Raw genomic sequence first — 18,270 nt, 5'->3', positions numbered from 1 at the left:
GCCGCCTTATTCAGTGGAATGCTGGGCGCGGCTCTGCTCGGCGCCCTGCCACAGGCGCTCCAGATCATAGAACTGGCGCGCGGTCGGCAGCATCACGTGGACGACGATGTCGCCCAGGTCGAGCAGGGCCCATTCGCCGCTGTCCAGACCTTCGCTACCGATCGGGCGCACGCCCTGCTCCTTGACCTTCTCCAGCACGTTTTCCACCAGCGACTTGACCTGGCGACTGGAGCTACCGCTGGCGATCACCATGAAATCGGTGATGCTGGTCTTGTCCTTGACGTCGATCACGGTGATGTCGGTCGCCTTGATCTCTTCCAGCGCCGCCACGGCGATCTTGACCAGCTCCTCGCTGGGCATGTTCTGCTTGCTCATAAAAACTCGTTTGCCTCGTGTAATGGACGCCAGCGCACATGCGCGGCGTTTCAAGCATTGGGCGCACGGTACAGATCGTGCGCCTGAATATAGGCCAGTACCGCATCGGGCAGCAGATAACGCGCCGAGCGGCCGGTTGCCAGTAAATGGCGGATCTGCGTGGCGGAAATCGCCAACGGAGTCTGCCAGATGAAACTGATTTGCCCGCCTGCGCCCTCCAGGCTCAGCGGGTCGCTGACACTGCGCGCGGCCAGCAGATCGCGCAGCGCCTCCGGCGCTTCGCTGTCGGCGTCCGGCCGCTGCAGCACCAGCAGATGGCAGTGCTGCAGCAGCTCCTGCCAGCGATGCCAGCTCGGCAAGCTGCAGAAGGCGTCCCAGCCGAGCAGCAGAAACAGCTGATCGTCCGCCGCCAGTTCGGCGCGCACCGACTCCAGGGTGTCCACCGTGTACGACGGTTTGTCGCGTTTGAGCTCGCGGTCATCCACCGTCAGCCGCGGCTCGCCAGCAACTGCCAGTTCGACCATGGCCAGACGCTGCTCGGCACTCGCCTGCGGCGTGTCGCGGTGCGGCGGCCTGGCGCTGGGGGTCAGCCGCAGCTCGTCCAGCGCCATGAATTCGGCCACTTCCAGCGCGGCACGCAGATGCCCGTTGTGCACCGGGTTGAAGGTACCGCCGAGCAGGCCGATGCGTCGGGCGCCAGTCCGTTTCATTTATGTGCGAATGTGTCCGTCGCCGAAGACCACGTACTTCTCGCTGGTCAGGCCTTCCAGGCCGACCGGGCCGCGTGCGTGCAGCTTGTCGGTGGAGATGCCGATCTCCGCGCCCAGGCCGTACTCGAAACCATCGGCGAAGCGGGTCGAGGCATTGACCATCACCGAAGCGGAATCCACTTCGGTGAGGAAACGCCGCGCATCGCTGAAGTTCTCGGTGATGATCGAGTCGGTATGGTGCGAACCATAGTGGTTGATGTGCTCGATGGCCGCGTCCAGCGAGTCGACGATGCGAATCGCCAGGATCGGCGCGTTGTACTCGGCGAACCAGTCGTCCTCGCTCGCCTCCAGCACGTCGCTGCCGAGCAGTTCACGGGTGGCGGCATCGCCGCGCAGCTCCACGCCCTTGTCGCGGTAGATGGCAGCCAGCGGCGGCAGCACGCGCGCGGCGACGGCCTGGTGCACCAGCAGGGTTTCCATGGTGTTGCACGGCGAGTAGCGCTGGGTCTTGGCGTTGTCGCAGACGCGGATGGCCTTGTCGAGATCGGCGGCGACGTCGACATAGACGTGGCAGACGCCGTCCAGGTGCTTGATCACCGGCACCTTGGCGTCGCGGCTGATGCGCTCGATCAGGCCCTTGCCACCGCGCGGCACGATCACGTCGACGTACTCGGGCATGGCGATCAGCTCACCGACCGCGGCGCGGTCGGTGGTTTCCACCACCTGCACGGCGGCTGCCGGCAGATCCGCTTCGGCCAGGCCCTGCTGGATGCAGCGGGCGATCGCCTGGTTGGAATGAATGGCCTCGGAGCCGCCACGGAGGATGGTGGCGTTGCCGGACTTCAGGCACAGGCTGGCGGCATCGATGGTCACGTTCGGCCGCGACTCGTAGATGATGCCGATCACCCCCAGCGGCACACGCATCTTGCCCACCTGAATGCCGGAAGGCAGGTAGCGCATGCCCTGAATCTCGCCGATCGGATCGGGCAGGGTCGCCACCTGGCGCAGCCCTTCGATCATGCCGTCGATCACCTTCGGCGTCAGCGCCAGGCGGTCGACCATGGCCGGTTCCAGACCGCTGGCGCGGGCGGCGGCCAGGTCTAGTTCGTTGGCGGCAGTCAGTTCGGCGCGAGCGGCGTCGAGGGCATTGGCAGCGGCCAGCAGCGCGCGATTCTTCTGCGCGGTGCTGGTGCGGGCAAGCACCTTTGATGCCTGGCGGGCGGCCTGGCCCAGGCGGGTCATGTAAGCGTGCACGGACTCGGTCATGGCTGCGGAGGTCTGGCAGTTGGAAAAAGGGGCTGATTATAGCGGGCTCGCAAGGCCGCGCCCAGCGGCGTCTGGCAAGCGGTAGACAGCGCGTCCGCTCAACTCCCGCGGTAACGCCCGCAGGCGCGCCAGACAGGCGCCCTGGCCGCAACGGTGACACCCGCAGGCCGGGGCCGCCCGAAGGTTGGGTAAACAAATCACCCCCCGATGTTTACCTTGCAATCGAGGTTTTGCCGAACGGCGAGACGGCGCCGCGTGCCGCCCCACCAGAACGACAACAAAGGACACTGGAGTGCACCCATGCGTTACCGCACCGACTACAGCGCCGCCTTGCTCGCCAGCCCACCCGCAGTCATCGATATCGCCGGCTGGCGCCTGCACTATCAGGCCTATTCCACACGCCAGCGAGATAGCCGCCCGCCAGTACTGATGCTCGGTGGCGCCTTCCAGAGCTTTCGTTCGTTTGCCGCGGAAGTCGACGAGCTACTGGCCGAACACCCGGTAATCCTGCTCGATCTGCCCAGCCAGGGCGGCAACCTGCAACTGGCTCCCGAGCTCGGCCTGGAACAGCTGGCCGACCTGATCGCCGCCTTCGCCGAACAATTGCAATTGCCGCCGCTGATGCCCATCGGCCTGTCCTATGGCTCGGCGCTGGCGGCGCTGTTCGCCGCCCGCCATCCGCAACGCTGCGCGCGCCTGCTGCTGGCCGGTATCACCGCCTTCGGTCGCCCAGGCGCAAGGCGGATGCTGGAGGAAGGCCTGGCCCTGCTCGATGAAGGGCGCAACGGCGAATTCGCCCAGGGCGCCCTGAGCGGGCTGCTCAACCCGCTGCAGCTGCAGGAAACCGGCGTCTCGCCGGTGTTTCGCAAGGCGCTGCTGCGGCAGATTCAGCGCCTGTCACCCATAGAGGTGGAACGTTACCGGCAGAACAGCCGGCGCCTGCTGGCCTTCGACGGCTTCAGCCAGCACCCGCCATGCCCGACCCTGGTATTGGCCGGCGAGCACGACCATTTCACCCAGCCCTGGGAGCACGCGCACTTCGCCGCGGCCTGCGCCCAGGCCGATTGCGTGCTGATCCACCATGCCGACCATCTCGCCCAGTTCGAACGACGCGAAGCCTGCGCCGCACTGTACCGCCCCTTCCTGGGCGGGCGAGCGCTGCCGGCGCGCAGCCCGGGCAGCACCCGCCTGCAAGCCGAACACCTGCTGAAGCTGGAGAAACGCTGCGAGCCCCGCCTGGCACCGCGCCAACGCCAGGCGCAACTGCAACATGCCGAAGGCTGGCAGTGGACGGTGGAGCTGAGCGAGCTGGGCTTTTTCGGTGGGCTGCTGCAGGGCGACCTGCCCGGGGACCTGCCAATGCGTGGCTGGCGGCTGCAGTGCGCCGACCTGCCGAGCCAGCCCGTGCTGCCGCTACGGTGCGATGACCAGGGCCTGGCCTTCGTCTTTCCGCATACCGATGCCGAGGCCAGCCAGGCGCTGGCCGCGCGCATCCATCCGGCGCCGCTGCCGACGGCGGCCTGCGCCTAGCGCCGACATAGCCAGCCCAGCCAAGGTGCGCACGGCGCACCCTACGTCCGCGCCTGGATCACTCGCACCAGCCCCGGCAGGCGGGCCGGCGGCAGGCCTAGACTCACGGCATCGGCACTGGGGTCCAATACCTGCACCACAGCGAAGCCGCAACGCTGGAAGCCTGCGATGATCTCGTCGTGATTGCGGTAATGCAGCGGGTAGCTGCCGCGGGTCAGCCGGCCGATCAGCTCGACACCCCAGCGCAGCTGACGGTAGCGCGGATGTTCACGCAGGTCTGGATAGAGCTCGGTCAGGTAGGTAGCAGCGGGGAACTCGCCAAGTTCGTTGGCGAGCCGGCTCCAGAAGCCCTCGATCAGCGTCAACGGAAAGTAGTTGACCAGCCCCTCGGTAATCACCACCACCGGCTGGCTGCGGTCCAGATCCGCGAACAAGGCGCTCAGGCGCTGATTACCGCGTTCGGCGAGGATATCCACGGCGCGTACCTGATGCCGGCCATCCAGCCAGCCTTCGCCATGCAACAGCAGACGCTTGCGCGCCGCCATGGCCGGCAGATCCGCCTCCAGATACCGAAGCTGTGGATAGCGACAGCAGAAACGCCGGCCGCGAGGCGACAGGCCACAGGCAATTTCCACCACCTGGCGCACCCCCTGCTGCTCGATGGCCTCGGTCAGTTGCGCATCGATCTGCAGATGGCGCTGCAGCAGAAAGGCCTCGATATCCAGACCGAAGCCGGCCCTGGCGCCCCAGGTGACGGGCCACAGCAGCTTGTGCACGAAACGGCCGAAGGCAGTGACGAACGCAGGCTCGGCCAGATGGTGGCGGTACCAGACATAGCCGGTGTAATGCGCCGAAGGGCTGATATGGGCGCTGCTGGCGCGGGAACGTTCAGGCATCTTTAAGGTTCTTGTTGTTATGCTCGCGGCCCCAGATTAGAACGCCGCGAGCGCCTTCGACAGATCATGCCCGCCGAACCCACCCTTAGTTTGCCCTGGCCCGGCGCCAAGCCGCTGCCCGATACCTTTTTCGACCGCGACGCCCAGCTGCTCGCCCGCGAGCTGCTCGGCATGGTGATTCGCCATCGCGTCGGCAAGCGCTGGCTGAGCGCACGGATCATCGAGACCGAGGCCTATTACCTGGCGGAAAAGGGCAGCCATGCCTCGCTCGGCTACACCGAGAAACGCAAGGCGCTGTTCGCCGATGGCGGGCACATCTACATGTACTACGCACGCGGCGGCGATTCGCTGAACTTCAGCGCACACGGGCCCGGCAACGCGGTACTGATCAAGTCCGGGCATCCCTGGGTCGATGCCGTCAGCGGCGCCGATTCGCTCGCCGCGATGCAGCGCAACAATCCTGACAGCCTCGGCATGCCGCGTGCGCCCGAACGCCTGTGTGCCGGGCAGACGCTGCTGTGCAGGGCGCTCGGCCTGAAGGTGACGGACTGGGACGCGCGCCGCTTCGACCTGCAGCGCTTGTTCGTCGAGGATGTCGGCGAACGCCCGCACTCGATCATCCAGTGCGCGCGCCTGGGCATTCCAGTGGGGCGCGACGAACACCTGCCGTACCGCTTCGTCGACGCGCAGTATGCTCGCCACTGCACGCGCAACCCTTTGCGCCGCGGACAGGTCGAAGGCCAAGACTATCGATTGATGAGCGTTTAGGGAGCAGAACGATGAGCGTCTGGCTGGACAACCTGACCACCTGGCTGAGCGGCAACCCGCAATGGCTGGGACTGGCGATCTTCCTCATCGCCCTGCTCGAATGCCTGGCCCTGGTGGGCATCGTGCTGCCAGGCGTGGTGCTGCTGTTCAGCGTCGCGCTGCTCGCCGGCAGCGGCGTGCTGACCCTCTGGCAGACACTGCTGCTGGCCTACGCCGGCGCGCTGTGCGGCGACATGATTTCCTACGCGCTGGGCAGGCGTTTCAAACGCAACATCGGCCGTCTGCCAGTGCTGCGCCATCACCCGCAATGGATCCTGCGCGCCGAGCTGTATTTCCGCCACTACGGCGTGGCCAGCCTGCTGGTCGGGCGTTTCATCGGCCCGCTGCGGCCCATGCTGCCCATGGTGGCCGGCATGCTGAACATGCCGCTGCTGCGCTTCATTCTGGTCAGCCTGGTGGCTGCAGCGGGCTGGGCCCTGGCCTACCTGCTACCCGGCTGGGCCACCGGCGCGGCCCTGCGCCTGCCGATGGCGGAGGGTTTCTGGACCGAGGCGGCGGTGCTGCTGGCCGGCATCGGCGTGATCCTGCTGCTGACCATCCAGGCCAGCCTGGCGGAAAAGCAGCGGGCCAGCCTGCTGGGTGGCGGGCTCAGCCTCGTGCTGCTGCTGGCCATGGTCATCGGCTGGCCGCATCTCGATGCGCTGGATCAGGGCCTGATGACCCTGGTGCAGGAGCAGCGTCAGGCGCACCTGGACCAGTGGATCGGCACCCTGACCCGGCTGGGCGACTTCCATATCCAGCTGGTCGCGGCCGCGCTGCTGTGTACCCTGCTGCTGCTGGCGCGACGCTGGCGTCACCTGCTGTTCGCCGCTTTGACCCTGCTGCTCACCGCCATCGGCAACAGCACGCTCAAGCATGGCTTCGCCCGAGCGCGCCCCGATGTGCTTAGCGAACCGCTGACCACCTTCAGCTTTCCCAGCGGCCACAGCTCGGCAGCCTTTGCCTTCTTCCTGGTGCTGGGTGTGCTGGCCGGGCGCGGGCAATCGGCACGCCTGCGCCTGGCCTGGCTGGTGGTGGCCTGCCTGCTGGCTGCAGCGATCGCCCTGTCGCGGGTCTACCTGGGCGTGCACTGGCCCAGCGATATCATTGCCGGCGCGCTGCTGGCCTCGGCCGTGTGCGGCCTGAGCCTGGCGCTGTGTCAGCGCCGCGAGGTGCTGCCGGCACTGCCGGCGCGTCTGTGGTGGATCATCCTGCCCGCCTGCATCGCGGTACTGGGCGGTATGGCGACCTGGCAGCTGTCCCATGCGCTGCTGCGCTACGCCTACTGAGGCGCCAGGCGTGCGTCGCCTCAGGCCTCCCCCTGAAGCATTTCCAGCATGGCGTGCAGCTGCTCAAGGCGCAGGGCTGGCTCGTCGAGCTGAAGCAGTTGCAGCTTCTGCGCCGGCTCCAGCGGCAGCAGGTAGGCCAGCTGGTTGGCCAGTTGCTGCTGGCCGGTGACCACGCCCGCCATGGCCAGGCCGGCCACCAGCGGATGTTCGGCCAGCGCCGCGTGCAGGGCGGCGAGGTCGGCATGCTCGGCCTGCAGCGGGCTGTCTGGCGGCTCCTGCAGCCACTGCACCTCGGCGACGGTCAGCTGGTCGGGCAGAACCTGGGCACGCTCGACGCGAAAGCGCCGCCCGCCCTCGACGCGAATCCCCAGCAGGCCATTGGCGCGCTGCTGAAAGTCGCGCACCACTGCCTCGCAGCCGATGGCCGCGAAACGGCTGGCAGCCTCGCCCACTTCCTCGCCCTCGACGATGCACACCACACCGAAGCCCGAGCCCTGCTTCATGCAGCGGCTGATCATGTCCAGGTAGCGCGCCTCGAAAATCTGCAGGTCGAGCACGCAGCCGGGAAACAGTACGGTGTTGAGCGGGAACAGCGGGAGATTCATGGGTTCACGGCCTGTTATCAACGCGATGCTGCCGGGCATCAGGAAGTTGCCAGGGAGGCTCTCACAGGAACAGGACAATCGCCAGAGGCAGCAGCACGGCGGTGATCACCCCCATCAGGCTCATCGCCAGCGCGGCGAAGGCGCCGCATTCGTCGCTCTCCTGCAGCGCGCGGGCCGTGCCCACGGCATGGGCGGTGATGCCCAGCGCCATGCCCTGTGCCGCCGGATGGCGAACCCGGCACAGGCGCAGGATGGACGGCCCGACGATGGCACCGAGAACCCCGGTGATCATCACGAACACCGCTGCCAGCGCCGCGATACCGCCGATCTGATCGGCCACCAGCATGGCGATCGGCGAGGTCACCGACTTGGGCGCCATGCTCATCAGCATCAACCGTTCGGCACCAAACAACCAGGCCAGTCCGGCCCCAAGCACGGTGGCGACGGTGCCGGCGACCAGCAGGGTGAGGATGATGGGCCAGAACAGCTGGCGAATCCGCCGCAGATTGAGATACAGCGGCACGGCCAGGGCCACGGTGGCCGGGCCGAGCAGCAGGGTCAGCGCCGCGACGCTACTGCGGTATTCGGCGAAGCTCAGGCCGCACAGCAGCAGGATGCCGATGACCGTGAGCATCGAGACCAGCACCGGCTGCAGGAATACCCAGCGGGTGCGCTCGTAGGCGGCCATGGCCAACTGATAGGCACCGAGGGTGATGCCGATGCCGAACAGCGGGTGATGGGTCAACGCCTGCCAGGCGCCCTGCCAATCCGGACTCATGCGTCCTCCCGGCGCTGCTGGCGCTCGATCAGTTTCTGCATCAGCCAGCCGGCGAAGGCCAGCGATACCAGCAGCGACAGCACCAGGGCGCCGACCACTGCCCAGAAATCGGCGGCAATATCACTGGCATAGGCCATCACACCCACCGCGGGCGGTACCAGAATCAGCGGCAGGTACTTGAGCAGGCTGCTGGACGCCACGCTGAGCGGCTCGCCCACCTCGCCACGGGCGATGAGAAAGACGAACAGCAGCAGCATGCCGATGATCGGCCCGGGTAGCATCGGTAACAGCAGCACGTTGAGAACGGTACCCAGCAACTGGCACAGCACCAGCCAGGAAAGGCCGCGAAGCAGCATGTTTGAGGTCTCCACAAGACGAGCGATGGCCGCGATTCCGCTCGCGAGAGGGGATTCCGGGCATCTATTGAGGCATGTCGGCCATTATAGGCGCGATGCACCTCAGCTGGCCTCCGGATTGCTTCGCCAGGCTGACCTATGCCGCGTCATTCAGCACGCCTGGGCAGGCTTGACCCGCCGTCGCCCCCGTGCTGATCTAGACCGCAACGGTTTTACGCACACAAGAAAAACACCCGCGTCCTCAAGGAGGAACTATGCCGTTCGTACCCGTAGCAGAACTCAAGGATCATGTTGGCAAGGAACTCGGCAAGTCCGAGTGGCTGACCATCGATCAGCAGCGCATCAACCAGTTCGCCGAGTGCACCGGCGACCACCAGTTCATCCACGTCGACCCGGAAAAGGCCAAGCTCACCCCCTTCGGCACCACCATCGCTCACGGTTTCCTCTCGCTGTCGCTGGTGCCGATGCTGATGGAAGGCATCATGATCATGCCGCAGGGCCTGAAGATGGCGGTGAACTACGGCCTGGACAGCGTGCGCTTCATCCAGCCGGTGAAGGTCGACTCCAGGGTGCGCCTGACGGTGACCCTGACCGACGCCAACGAGAAGAACCCCGGCCAGTGGCTGCTCAAGGCCCGCGCCGTGCTGGAGATCGAAGGCCAGGAAAAACCGGCCTATATCGCCGAGCCGCTTACCCTCTGCTTCGTCTGATCCCGCCCGGACATCCCCTGTCGCTCCCGTTTTCCGCGCCATGCGCCGGAGCGGGAGCGATCCTGCATCGCTTAAGCGTGCGACTCGGCAGCGCAAGCCTGCAGGCTTGCGGCATACTGCCGAGCAAAGCACCGACCTGGACGTCCATCATGACTGCCCCTGCCCTGCGCCTGCTGCCTCTTTGCCTGTCCCTGCTGATCGTCGGTTGCGACGAAGCGCGCCCGCTGTTGCCGGCCAATGCCACCCTGCCCGACGGCGGCCGCTATCGCGGCGAGATCGTCGACGGGTTGCTGCAAGGACCGGGGCGCCTGGACTACCGCAATGGCAGCTGGTTCGTCGGCCAGTTCAAGGACGGCATGCTCGAAGGCAGCGGCGAGTGGCAGGGGCCTGGTGGCGAACACTACCTGGGCGAATTCCATGAAGGCATGTTCCATGGCCAGGGCACCCTGACCTACAGCGACGGCAGCCGCTACGAAGGCAGTTTCGAGCGTAATAGATTCAGCGGCGTCGGCCTGCTGGAACAGGGCGGCCAGCGCTACCGGGGCGAGTTTCTCAACGACCACTTCCACGGCCTGGGCAAACTGGAAATGGCCGATGGCAGCAGTTTCCAGGGCCAGTTCGTCAAGGGTCGGTTCGAGGGCCAGGGCGTGCGCATCGACGCCTATGGCAACCAGTTCAGCGGCGTGTTCGCCCAGGGCCTGCTCAACGGTCAGGGCAGCTACCACAACGCCGACGGCGACAACTACAGCGGCGGATTCAAGAACGACGAGTTCCATGGCAAGGGCCGCTACCAGAGCGCCAGCGGCGAAACCTGGGCCGGCGAGTTCGTCGAGGGCGTAATGCAGGGCCCCGGCGAATACAGCGACGGCGAAGGCACGCGCTACCTCGGTGAATTCGCCGACTGGCAGTACGAAGGCCAAGGCCTGCTCACCCTGCCCGACGGCAGCGCCTACCGCGGCCATTTCTCCGGCGGCGAATACAACGGCGAGGGCACCCTGACCCTGGCCGATGGCAGCCGCCAGTCCGGCACCTGGCAAGGCGGGCGACTGATCCGTGACGAACAGGGCCAGGTGTTGCCCGACAGCCTCGAGCTGGGTTTGCTGCAACAGGGCCAACTGCTCGATGAGGCGATCGCCGCGATCCCGGCCTCGACACCGGCACGCGAACTCTATGCACTGACCCTGGCGGGCGACGGCAAGCAGAGCGTATTCATGCGCGAAGCCGACTATGTCGGCAGGCTGATGCGCGATCGTTTTGGCGCCTACGGCAGCATCAGCCTGGTCAACCACCGTGACCATCTCGCCGACCGCCCGCTGGCCACCCGCGAGAACCTTACCCGCGCGGTCCAGGCCCTGGCCGAACGCAGTGGCGAGGAAGACCTGGTCTTCATCTACCTGACCAGCCATGGCTCGCGCCGCCACGAACTCAACCTCGACCAGCCGCGCCTGCAACTGGCCGACCTGCCTGCCAGCGAGCTCGCGGCGCTGCTGGCTCCACTCAAGCAACGCAACAAGGTGGTGGTGATTTCGGCTTGCTACTCCGGCGGTTTCATCCCACCACTGAAAGACGAAAAGACCCTGGTGATGACCGCCGCACGCGCCGACCGGGTTTCCTTCGGCTGCAGCGAGGAGAACGACTTCACCTATTTCGGCCGCGCCCTGTTCGCCGAGGCCCTCGGCGAAACCGACAACCTGGAACGGGCCTTCGAACTGGCCAGGGAACGCGTCGCCGAGCGTGAGCAAAGCGACGGCTTCGAACCTTCCGAGCCGCAGATCTGGGCGCCACGCGGCGTACTCCAGCACTGGCGCGAGCTGCGCCAGAGCCAGGCCGAGCGTGCGCTGGGGGCCGTGGCCAGCGGTCCGGCAAAGGACTGACAGGCCGTTGAAAAACGCAGGCGAGGCAGGCAAGGCTGTTTTTAACGCAGCATTGCCAACGCAGGTAGTTTTTCCACAGCCTGTTAAGCTGAACTGTAACGGACAAGAGACAACCGCATGTACCTGACCCCGCAGCACATCCTTCTCGCCGGCGCCACCGGACTCACCGGTGAGCACCTGCTCGACCGCCTGCTCAGCGAGCCGACGGTCGCCCGCGTGCTGGCACCGACCCGCCGGCCACTGGCCGCGCACCCGCATCTGGAAAACCCGGTGGGCGACCTGCAGAGCCTGCTGCCGCAGCTCTCCGGCCAGGTCGACACCGCCTTCTGCTGCCTGGGCAGCACCATCAAGCAGGCCGGCTCGCAGGAGGCCTTTCGCGCTGTCGACCACGACCTGGTGCTGGCCTTCGCCCGCCGCGCTCGCGAGCTGGGCGCACGGCATCTGGTGGTGATCAGCGCGCTGGGTGCCAATCCCAACTCATCAGTGTTCTACAACCGCGTCAAGGGCGAGACCGAGCAAGCGCTGAAAGCCATGGACTGGCCACAACTGACCATCGCCCGTCCGTCGCTGCTGCTCGGCGCACGCCAAGAGTTTCGTCTTGGCGAACGCCTGGCGGCGCCGCTACTGCGCTGGCTGCCGGGCAAGTACCGTGGCATCGACGCCTGCGCCCTGGCCCGCGCGCTGTGGCGCCTGGCGCTGGAAGAGGAAGACGGCGTGCGCGTGATAGAGTCCTCCGACCTGCGCCGCCTGGGACGCTGAAGCCGTGGATGAAGCGATGAAACCGACAAGCCTCATCGAAGCCCTGCAAGACGCCGACATGCTCGAGATCGATGGCCTGTATGCCTGGCAGTTCGACCTCGACACCGACCTGCTGGCGCAGATCAGCGCCGGCACGGCGGGCAGCGACAGCGCCGCCAGAGCCTTGCTGCAGGTGCACTGCATGGATGGTCGCGAGCGCCGCCAGTGGACGTTCTCCCTGGCTGCGGTGCAGGCCGCGCGCCACAGCGAAGCGGATGACAGCTGGCTGATCGAAGGCCGCGACGCCAGCCACAGCCTCAAGTGTTTCGCCGCCTATCGCGGCGACAACGAGGACGAAGACGAGCAAGGCGAAGTCTGAGCCATGGGCTTCTACGACCGCCATGTCCTGCCGCACCTGATCGACTTCGCCTGCGGCATGGGCGCGGTGATGAAGGCGCGTGCGCAGATCGTGCCGCAGGCGCAGGGCCGTGTGCTGGAAATCGGCATCGGCAGCGGTCTGAACCTGGGCTTCTACGATGCGCAGCGGGTCGAGGTGGTGGTCGGCGTCGACCCGTCGGCCGAGATGCAGGCCCTGGCCCGCGAACGCGCCGCGCACTGCCAGGTGCCGGTAGAGATGATCGCCCTGGAACTTGGGCAGCTCCAGGCAGCCGATGCCAGCTTCGACGACATCGTCTGCACCTTCACCCTGTGCACCATCCCCGATGCGGTCGCCGCCCTCAGGGAAATGCGCCGCGTGCTGAAACCTGGCGGACGCCTGCTGTTCTGCGAACACGGCCTGGCACCCGACCTGCCCGTGGTGCGCTGGCAAAGGCGCCTGACCCCCTGGTGGAAGCCGCTGGCCGGCGGCTGTCACCTGGACCGCGACATACCGGCATTGATCGAAGCCGGCGGCTTTCAGGTCCGCGAACTGAGCACCGGCTACCTGAAAGGGCCCAGGCCCATGACCCACGTCTACCGCGGCTGGGCCGACTGAGTGCAAGCCCGCACTCGCACACTCGGCATAGACGACCATAATGCACAACAGGTTGCAGGAATCTGCGAATGGAAGTCGACCCGCGTATGAAGCCCCTTCGTTCACCTCGTCTCGCTCACCTGTTGCTGTGCCTCGGCCTGCTGAGCTGCGCCTGGAGCCATGCCGCAGAAGCCCAAACGGTGCGGGTCGGCGTCTATGCCAACGAGCCGAAGATCTTTGCCGATGCCAGCGGGCAACCGACGGGCATTCTGGGCGAGCTGTTGCAGGCCATGGCCAACGAAGAAAAGTGGCAGTTGCAGACAGTGCCCTGCGCCTGGCAGCAATGTCTGCAGCTGCTGCAGGAGGGCGAGATCGATCTGCTGCCGGATGTCGCCTTCAGCGAGGAACGGGCACGGCTGATGGACTTCCACCAGGTGCCTTCGCTGTTCAGCTGGTCACAGCTTTACAGCCACGAGGAACTGCGCCTGCACAGCGTGCTCGATCTGCGCGGCCTGCGTATCGCTGCCCTGGAGGGCTCGATCCAGTACCAGTACCTGCAGAGCCTGCTCGACAGCTTCGGTCTGCAGGCGCAGATGATTGCGCTCAGCGACCTGCGCCAGGGTTTCGCCATGGTCCACGACGGCGACGCCGATGCGGTGGTGGCCAACCAGTTGTTCGGTGATTACCACGTCGCCAACTACCGCCTGAGCGCGACACCGATCATGTTCCAGCCCGCGCAGCTGTTCTATGCCACACCCAAGGGCGAGAACCGCAACCTGCTCGAGGCCATCGACCGGCACCTGCAGAACTGGCAGGCCTCACCCGGCTCGATCTACTTTCAGGTGCTGCAACGCTGGAGCGGCGAGGCGCAACGGCGCAGCATTCCCGTCCTGTTCTGGTGGGGCCTGGCCCTGCTCGCCGCATTGCTGACCCTGGCCATTGGCGGCAGCCTGCTGCTGCGTCGCCAGGTTGCCGACAAGACCCGCCATCTCAAGGCCAGCGAGGCACGCCTGAATACCATCCTCGACAGCGTCGAGGCGCATATCTACATCAAGGATCCGCAACTGCGCTATCAGTACGCCAACCGCAAGGTCTGCGAGCTGTTCGGGCGCACTGTCGATCAGGTGATCGGCCATACCGATGCCGATTTCTTCGACAGCGAAACAGCGCAGGCACTGGGCATCAACGACCGCCGCGTGCTGGCGGGCGAACGCATCGAGAACGAGGAAACCAACCGCGACCGCCAAGGCCGCAACGAGCGCACCTACTTTTCGGTGAAGCTGCCGCTGCGCGCAGCGGATGACAGCATCTACGCCCTGTGCGGCATTTCCACCGACATCACCGAGCACAAGAAGAACCTCGAACAGATCCACCAGCTCGCCTACTACGACGCCCTCACCGGCCTGCCCAATCGCCGCCTGCTGCTCGAGCACCTGCAGTTCGCCCTGGCCCGCAGTGCACGCAGCGGGCGCGAGGGCGCACTGCTGTTCATCGACCTGGACAACTTCAAGCAGCTCAATGACACCCTGGGCCACGACATGGGCGACCTGCTGCTGCAACAGGTCAGCAGCCGCCTGCTCGATCAGGTGCGCCTCGAGGACAACCTGTCGCGCCTGGGCGGCGATGAGTTCGTACTGATTCTGGAGAACCTCGACCCGGAACCCCAGGCCGCCATCGCCATCATCGAGCAGGTTGCCGACAAGCTGCTGCGGGCCCTGGCCAGGCCATTCGAGCTACCCGGCTACAGTCACAGCGGCAGCGCCAGCATTGGCGTGGCGCTGTTCTCACAGCCCTACGACAAGCCCGAAGAGCTGCTCAAGCACGCCGACCTGGCCATGTACGAGGCCAAGGCCGCCGGGCGCAATACCCTGTGCTTCTTCGACCCGCGCATGCAAGAGGCACTGGCGGCCCGCGCCACCCTGGAACACGAGCTGCGCCGTGCCCTGAGCGAGGGCCAACTGCTGCTGCACTACCAGCCGCAGGTGGACGAACAGGGCGAGCTGCTCGGCGCCGAGGCCCTGATACGCTGGCGACATCCGCAGCGCGGCCTGGTGCCGCCCGGCGAGTTCATCCCGCTGGCGGAAAGCACCGGGCTGATCCTGCCCATGGGCCGCTGGATTCTGCACACGGCCTGCCGGCAGCTCGCCGCCTGGGCTGACGACCCGCAGCGCGCCGAGCTGACCGTGGCAATCAACGTCAGCGCCCGCCAGTTCCACCACCCTGACTTCGTCGCCGACGTGCTCACCGCACTGAAAGAGACCGGAGCCGCTCCCCACAGGCTGGAGCTGGAACTGACCGAGAGCCAGCTGGTGCAGGATATCGAAGCGCTGATCGACAAGATGGGGCAACTCAAGGCCCACGGCGTGCGCTTCTCACTGGACGACTTCGGCACCGGCTACTCCTCGCTCAGCTACCTGAAACGCCTGCCACTGGACCAGTTGAAGATCGACCGCAGCTTCGTCCACGACCTGCTCGACAACGCCAGCGATACCGCCATCGTGCGGACCATTCTCGCCCTGGGCCAGGAACTGGAGTTGCGCGTCATCGCCGAAGGCGTGGAGAGCGAGGCGCAGCGAGATGCCCTGCTACGCCTGGGCTGCCGTCACTTCCAGGGCTACCTGTATGGCGCCCCGCAGCCGGCCGAGCAGATCGGTGCCCATGGCCGGGCCACCCTCGCCCTGCACCTGGGCTCGGCCTGAGGCTTCAGTCGCGCGATGCTGCACGCAGCGCCAGCGGATCAACCAACCCGGCGGCGATAACCATGCCCACCAGCTCCGGCAGCGTCTCGGCCTGCATGCGCTTCATCACCCGCGAGCGATACAGGTCGACGGTCTTCACGCTGATATCGAGCTGCTCGGCCACTTCGCGGTTGGTGTAGCCGCGCACCAAGGGCAGCAGCACGTCACGCTCACGCGGGGTGAGCTGATCGAGCCGTGCCTGCACCTCGGCCAGACGCGCGTCGCGCCTTGGCCGGGCCGGGCGGCGATCCAGCGCCTGCTGCACGCTGTCGAGCAACAGTTGCTCGTTGTAAGGCTTCTCGATGAAATCCACCGCGCCGGCCTTGAACGCGCGCACCACGATCGGCACGTCGGCATGGCCGCTGACGAAGATCACCGGCAGGTCGATACCACGCGCGCGCATCTCCTCCTGCACGTTCAGCCCACCCATGCCGGGCATGCGCACATCGAGCAGCACGCAGGCATTGGCAGTCGGATCGCAAGCCTCGAGAAAGGCCCGGCCGCTGGTGAAGGGCACGCCGCTCAGCCCCACCGACTCCAGCAGCCAGAGCGTCGAGTCGAGCATGCCCTGGTCGTCGTCGACCACGTAAACCCGTTGTTGCATCCCTGTACTGCTCCTCTTGTTGTTATGCGTTTCATTGGTCGCGGCTGAAGCCCCTCCCACAGTGTGCACGCTCCGTGGGAGGGCTTCAGCCGCGACCGTTCGACAACGACTCATCGTCCCTGCCCAAAGGCAAACGACATTCCAGACACAGCCCACCACCCTCGGCCGGGAACGCCTCCAGCGCCCCGCCAAAGCCTTCGATGATGCTGCGGCTCATGGACAGGCCGAGCCCCAGTCCATCGGCCTTGCTGGTGTAGAAGGGGGTGAACAGCTTGGCCATCTGCTCGTCGCTGACGCCCGGCCCCTGATCGATTACCCGGATGGCCAGGCAGCCGTCAGCTTCGCCAGCCTCCAGACGCACCTGCGAAGGCGCGCCGGGGTGACGTTCGCGATTGGCATCGATGGCATTGCGCAGCAGGTTGAGCAGTACCTGTTCGAGCAGGACGCGGTCGGCGAATACCGGCGGCAGATTGTCCGGCAAGACGTCGTTCACCGCCACCTGCGCCGTACCGGCCTCCCAGTTGCACAGACGCACCGCTTCGCGCGCCACCTCGGCCAGATCCAGCGCCTGCATGCGCCGCTGGCCCTTGCGCAGGAAGGCGCGCAGGCGCCTGATCACCACCGCGGCGTGGTTGGCGTGCTCGGTGATGCGCGCCAGGCCCTGGGCCACCTTGTCGACACCGGCCGGATCGCCGCCGATGCCCTGCAGGTAGCGCTGGCTGGCGCTGGCGTAGTTGACCACCGCCGCCAGCGGCTGGTTGATCTCGTGGGCGATACCCGAGGCCAGTTCGCCCAGGGTGATCAGCCGCGTGGTGTGCGCCAGCTCGTCCTCCAGGCGGCGCTTGTTCTCCTCGGCCTGGATGCGCGCGGTGATGTCGCGCGACACGCTGACCACCTCGACCACCGCACCGGTGTAGGTCTCGCGAATGGCGCGGCTGGCGGTTTCGAACCACAGGTAATGGCCGTCGCGATGACGAATGCGATAGGTCATGGTGTGGTAGCCATCCTGCTCCAGGGCCTCGCGCGCCTGCTTGGCCTGCTGCAGTTGGTCCTGCGGATGCAGCAGGCTGTCGACGGCCATGCCGCGCAGTTCTTCCGGCCAGTAGCCGAGCAAGGTCCAGCTGGCAGGCGTGGCGTCGAGAAAAACGCCCTCCGGCGTGTGCCGGGAAATCAGGTCGGTGGTGTTCTCGGTGATCAGCCGATACAAGCGCCGCGCCCGCGCGGCCTCACGCTGCTCACGAACCTCGCGGGTGGCCTCGCGGCAGCGCGCCAGCACGCGGCGCTCGGCGACATCGGGAATGAAACTCCAGATCAGGATGCGCTCGCCATCCTGCGCTTCCACCGACTCCACGGCGCGCGACTGCTCCAGGCAGGCGCGCACCAGCGGCAAATGGTTCACCGGCAGCAGCTCGCCCAGCTGCGTCAGCGCGCGTTCACCAAGCAGCCCCTGCAACGCCGCGTTGCTCTCCAGCAAGCGCGCCTCGGCGTCGAGCAGCAGCGCCGGCTGCGGGTCGGATGACAGCAGCGGCGCACTGCGCGCCAGCCCCGAGGCCAGTTCGACCATCTGCACCAGCAGTTCACGCAGCCAGGGCAGCCATTCCAGCCCGGCCGTCTCGTCGACCTGCAACAGCAGCACGCCAGATTGGCCAGTCTGCAGCTGCAGGGCCAGCGCCTGGCCATGATGCAGCGCGGCGCGGCGTAGACGCCCGGCCAGCCAGCAGGGCAGCCGGCGCAGGGCGTCGAAGGTCAGGCTCGGTTGCTCACCAAGCGCAGCGAACAGCGTCTCGTCACTGGCCTCCAGCGGGTCGCCCGTGCCCGGTGGCAGACGCGGCCCGTCGTCCATCTGAGCGTAGGTACGACTGGCCGGCTGCCAGGCCAGGTACCAGGCCTGGCGCACCTGCGGGCAGCCCAGCAGGGCCTGGCGCAGGGCCTCGGCCCGCTCGCCCAGGGGCGGCGCCTCGCGCTGGATGCGCAGCCAGGACTGCAGGGGAACCGCGGAGAGATGAGCGTCAGCCTTCATA

18 protein-coding genes are annotated in these 18,270 nt (G+C 66.6%); 9 read left to right on the top strand and 9 right to left on the bottom strand.

The features are described from left to right. Positions 1-6 precede the first annotated feature (6 nt). The 3 genes from rsfS to BLS61_RS17800 all read right to left on the bottom strand — a co-directional run bounded on the left by rsfS (position 7) and on the right by BLS61_RS17800 (position 2,351). Positions 7-360 (bottom strand): ribosome silencing factor, encoded by a 354-nt coding sequence (gene rsfS, locus BLS61_RS17810; protein ID WP_090433146.1) that lies wholly within the window; start codon positions 358-360, stop codon positions 7-9. A 65-nt stretch (positions 361-425) separates the two neighbouring features. Beyond that, the gene (nadD, locus tag BLS61_RS17805) at positions 426-1,085 is read right to left on the bottom strand and encodes a nicotinate-nucleotide adenylyltransferase (RefSeq protein ID WP_090433049.1); all 660 of its coding nucleotides are present in this window, start codon (positions 1,083-1,085) and stop codon (positions 426-428) included. Next, a complete protein-coding gene (locus tag BLS61_RS17800) occupies positions 1,086-2,351 on the bottom strand; it encodes a glutamate-5-semialdehyde dehydrogenase (protein ID WP_090433047.1) in 1,266 nt (421 codons plus the stop codon). It lies immediately after the preceding gene. A gap of 300 nt (positions 2,352-2,651) precedes the next feature. Between BLS61_RS17800 and BLS61_RS17795 the strand changes: the two genes are divergently transcribed. After that, entirely contained in the window at positions 2,652-3,881 is a 1,230-nt protein-coding gene (locus tag BLS61_RS17795) for an alpha/beta fold hydrolase (RefSeq protein ID WP_090433045.1), read from the top strand. Positions 3,882-3,922: 41 nt separating this feature from the next. Here BLS61_RS17795 and BLS61_RS17790 read toward each other — a convergent pair whose 3' ends face one another. Next, positions 3,923-4,777, bottom strand: coding sequence for a class I SAM-dependent methyltransferase (locus tag BLS61_RS17790; RefSeq protein WP_090433043.1), 855 nt, complete (start codon positions 4,775-4,777; stop codon positions 3,923-3,925). 66 nt (positions 4,778-4,843) lie between these two features. Here BLS61_RS17790 and BLS61_RS17785 point away from each other — a divergent pair, with 66 nt between their 5' ends. Together BLS61_RS17785 and BLS61_RS17780 are read left to right on the top strand one after the other, a co-directional pair. Then, positions 4,844-5,545: a DNA-3-methyladenine glycosylase gene (locus BLS61_RS17785; protein WP_090433041.1), complete on the top strand. Its 702-nt coding sequence runs from the start codon at positions 4,844-4,846 to the stop codon at positions 5,543-5,545. Between the two features lie 11 nt (positions 5,546-5,556). Beyond that, on the top strand, positions 5,557-6,873 hold the full coding sequence (locus BLS61_RS17780) for a bifunctional DedA family/phosphatase PAP2 family protein (RefSeq protein WP_090433039.1): 1,317 nt from the start codon (positions 5,557-5,559) through the stop codon (positions 6,871-6,873). A gap of 20 nt (positions 6,874-6,893) precedes the next feature. On the opposite strand, the gene BLS61_RS17775 is transcribed toward BLS61_RS17780, so the two are convergent. The 3 genes from BLS61_RS17775 to BLS61_RS17765 all read right to left on the bottom strand — a co-directional run bounded on the left by BLS61_RS17775 (position 6,894) and on the right by BLS61_RS17765 (position 8,612). Continuing rightward, entirely contained in the window at positions 6,894-7,478 is a 585-nt protein-coding gene (locus tag BLS61_RS17775; RefSeq protein WP_090433038.1) for an LON peptidase substrate-binding domain-containing protein, read from the bottom strand. 61 nt (positions 7,479-7,539) lie between these two features. After that, positions 7,540-8,256, bottom strand: a complete 717-nt coding sequence (locus BLS61_RS17770; protein ID WP_090433036.1) for an LrgB family protein — start codon at positions 8,254-8,256, stop codon at positions 7,540-7,542. Next, positions 8,253-8,612, bottom strand: a complete 360-nt coding sequence (locus BLS61_RS17765; protein WP_090433034.1) for a CidA/LrgA family protein — start codon at positions 8,610-8,612, stop codon at positions 8,253-8,255. Before BLS61_RS17765 ends, BLS61_RS17770 begins: the two co-directional genes overlap by 4 nt. Before the next feature lie 254 nt (positions 8,613-8,866). On the opposite strand from BLS61_RS17765, the gene BLS61_RS17760 reads away from it, so the two are divergent. The 6 genes from BLS61_RS17760 to BLS61_RS17735 all read left to right on the top strand — a co-directional run bounded on the left by BLS61_RS17760 (position 8,867) and on the right by BLS61_RS17735 (position 15,606). Then, the gene (locus BLS61_RS17760) at positions 8,867-9,322 is read left to right on the top strand and encodes a MaoC family dehydratase (RefSeq protein WP_090433032.1); all 456 of its coding nucleotides are present in this window, start codon (positions 8,867-8,869) and stop codon (positions 9,320-9,322) included. Between the two features lie 149 nt (positions 9,323-9,471). Continuing rightward, positions 9,472-11,196 carry a C13 family peptidase gene (locus BLS61_RS17755; protein WP_090433030.1) on the top strand — a complete coding sequence of 575 codons (1,725 nt, stop codon included), beginning with the start codon at positions 9,472-9,474 and terminating at the stop codon, positions 11,194-11,196. 117 nt (positions 11,197-11,313) lie between these two features. Further along, positions 11,314-11,955, top strand: coding sequence for an oxidoreductase (locus BLS61_RS17750; RefSeq protein WP_090433028.1), 642 nt, complete (start codon positions 11,314-11,316; stop codon positions 11,953-11,955). 16 nt (positions 11,956-11,971) lie between these two features. Further along, positions 11,972-12,313 (top strand): DUF5629 family protein, encoded by a 342-nt coding sequence (locus tag BLS61_RS17745; protein WP_090433026.1) that lies wholly within the window; start codon positions 11,972-11,974, stop codon positions 12,311-12,313. 3 nt (positions 12,314-12,316) lie between these two features. After that, a complete protein-coding gene (locus BLS61_RS17740; protein WP_090433024.1) occupies positions 12,317-12,928 on the top strand; it encodes a class I SAM-dependent methyltransferase in 612 nt (203 codons plus the stop codon). Positions 12,929-13,014: 86 nt separating this feature from the next. Then, positions 13,015-15,606, top strand: coding sequence for an EAL domain-containing protein (locus BLS61_RS17735; RefSeq protein WP_208598818.1), 2,592 nt, complete (start codon positions 13,015-13,017; stop codon positions 15,604-15,606). Between the two features lie 4 nt (positions 15,607-15,610). On the opposite strand, the gene BLS61_RS17730 is transcribed toward BLS61_RS17735, so the two are convergent. Next, complete coding sequence (locus BLS61_RS17730) at positions 15,611-16,249, bottom strand: response regulator transcription factor (protein WP_090433022.1); 639 nt, start codon at positions 16,247-16,249, stop codon at positions 15,611-15,613. An 85-nt stretch (positions 16,250-16,334) separates the two neighbouring features. Then, positions 16,335-18,269 (bottom strand): sensor histidine kinase, encoded by a 1,935-nt coding sequence (locus BLS61_RS17725; protein ID WP_208598817.1) that lies wholly within the window; start codon positions 18,267-18,269, stop codon positions 16,335-16,337. Between the last annotated feature and the right edge of the window lies 1 nt (position 18,270).

Source organism: Ectopseudomonas guguanensis (assembly GCF_900104265.1).
GTDB lineage: Bacteria > Pseudomonadota > Gammaproteobacteria > Pseudomonadales > Pseudomonadaceae > Aquipseudomonas > Aquipseudomonas guguanensis.
This window is presented reverse-complemented; position numbering and strand designations above follow the sequence as displayed.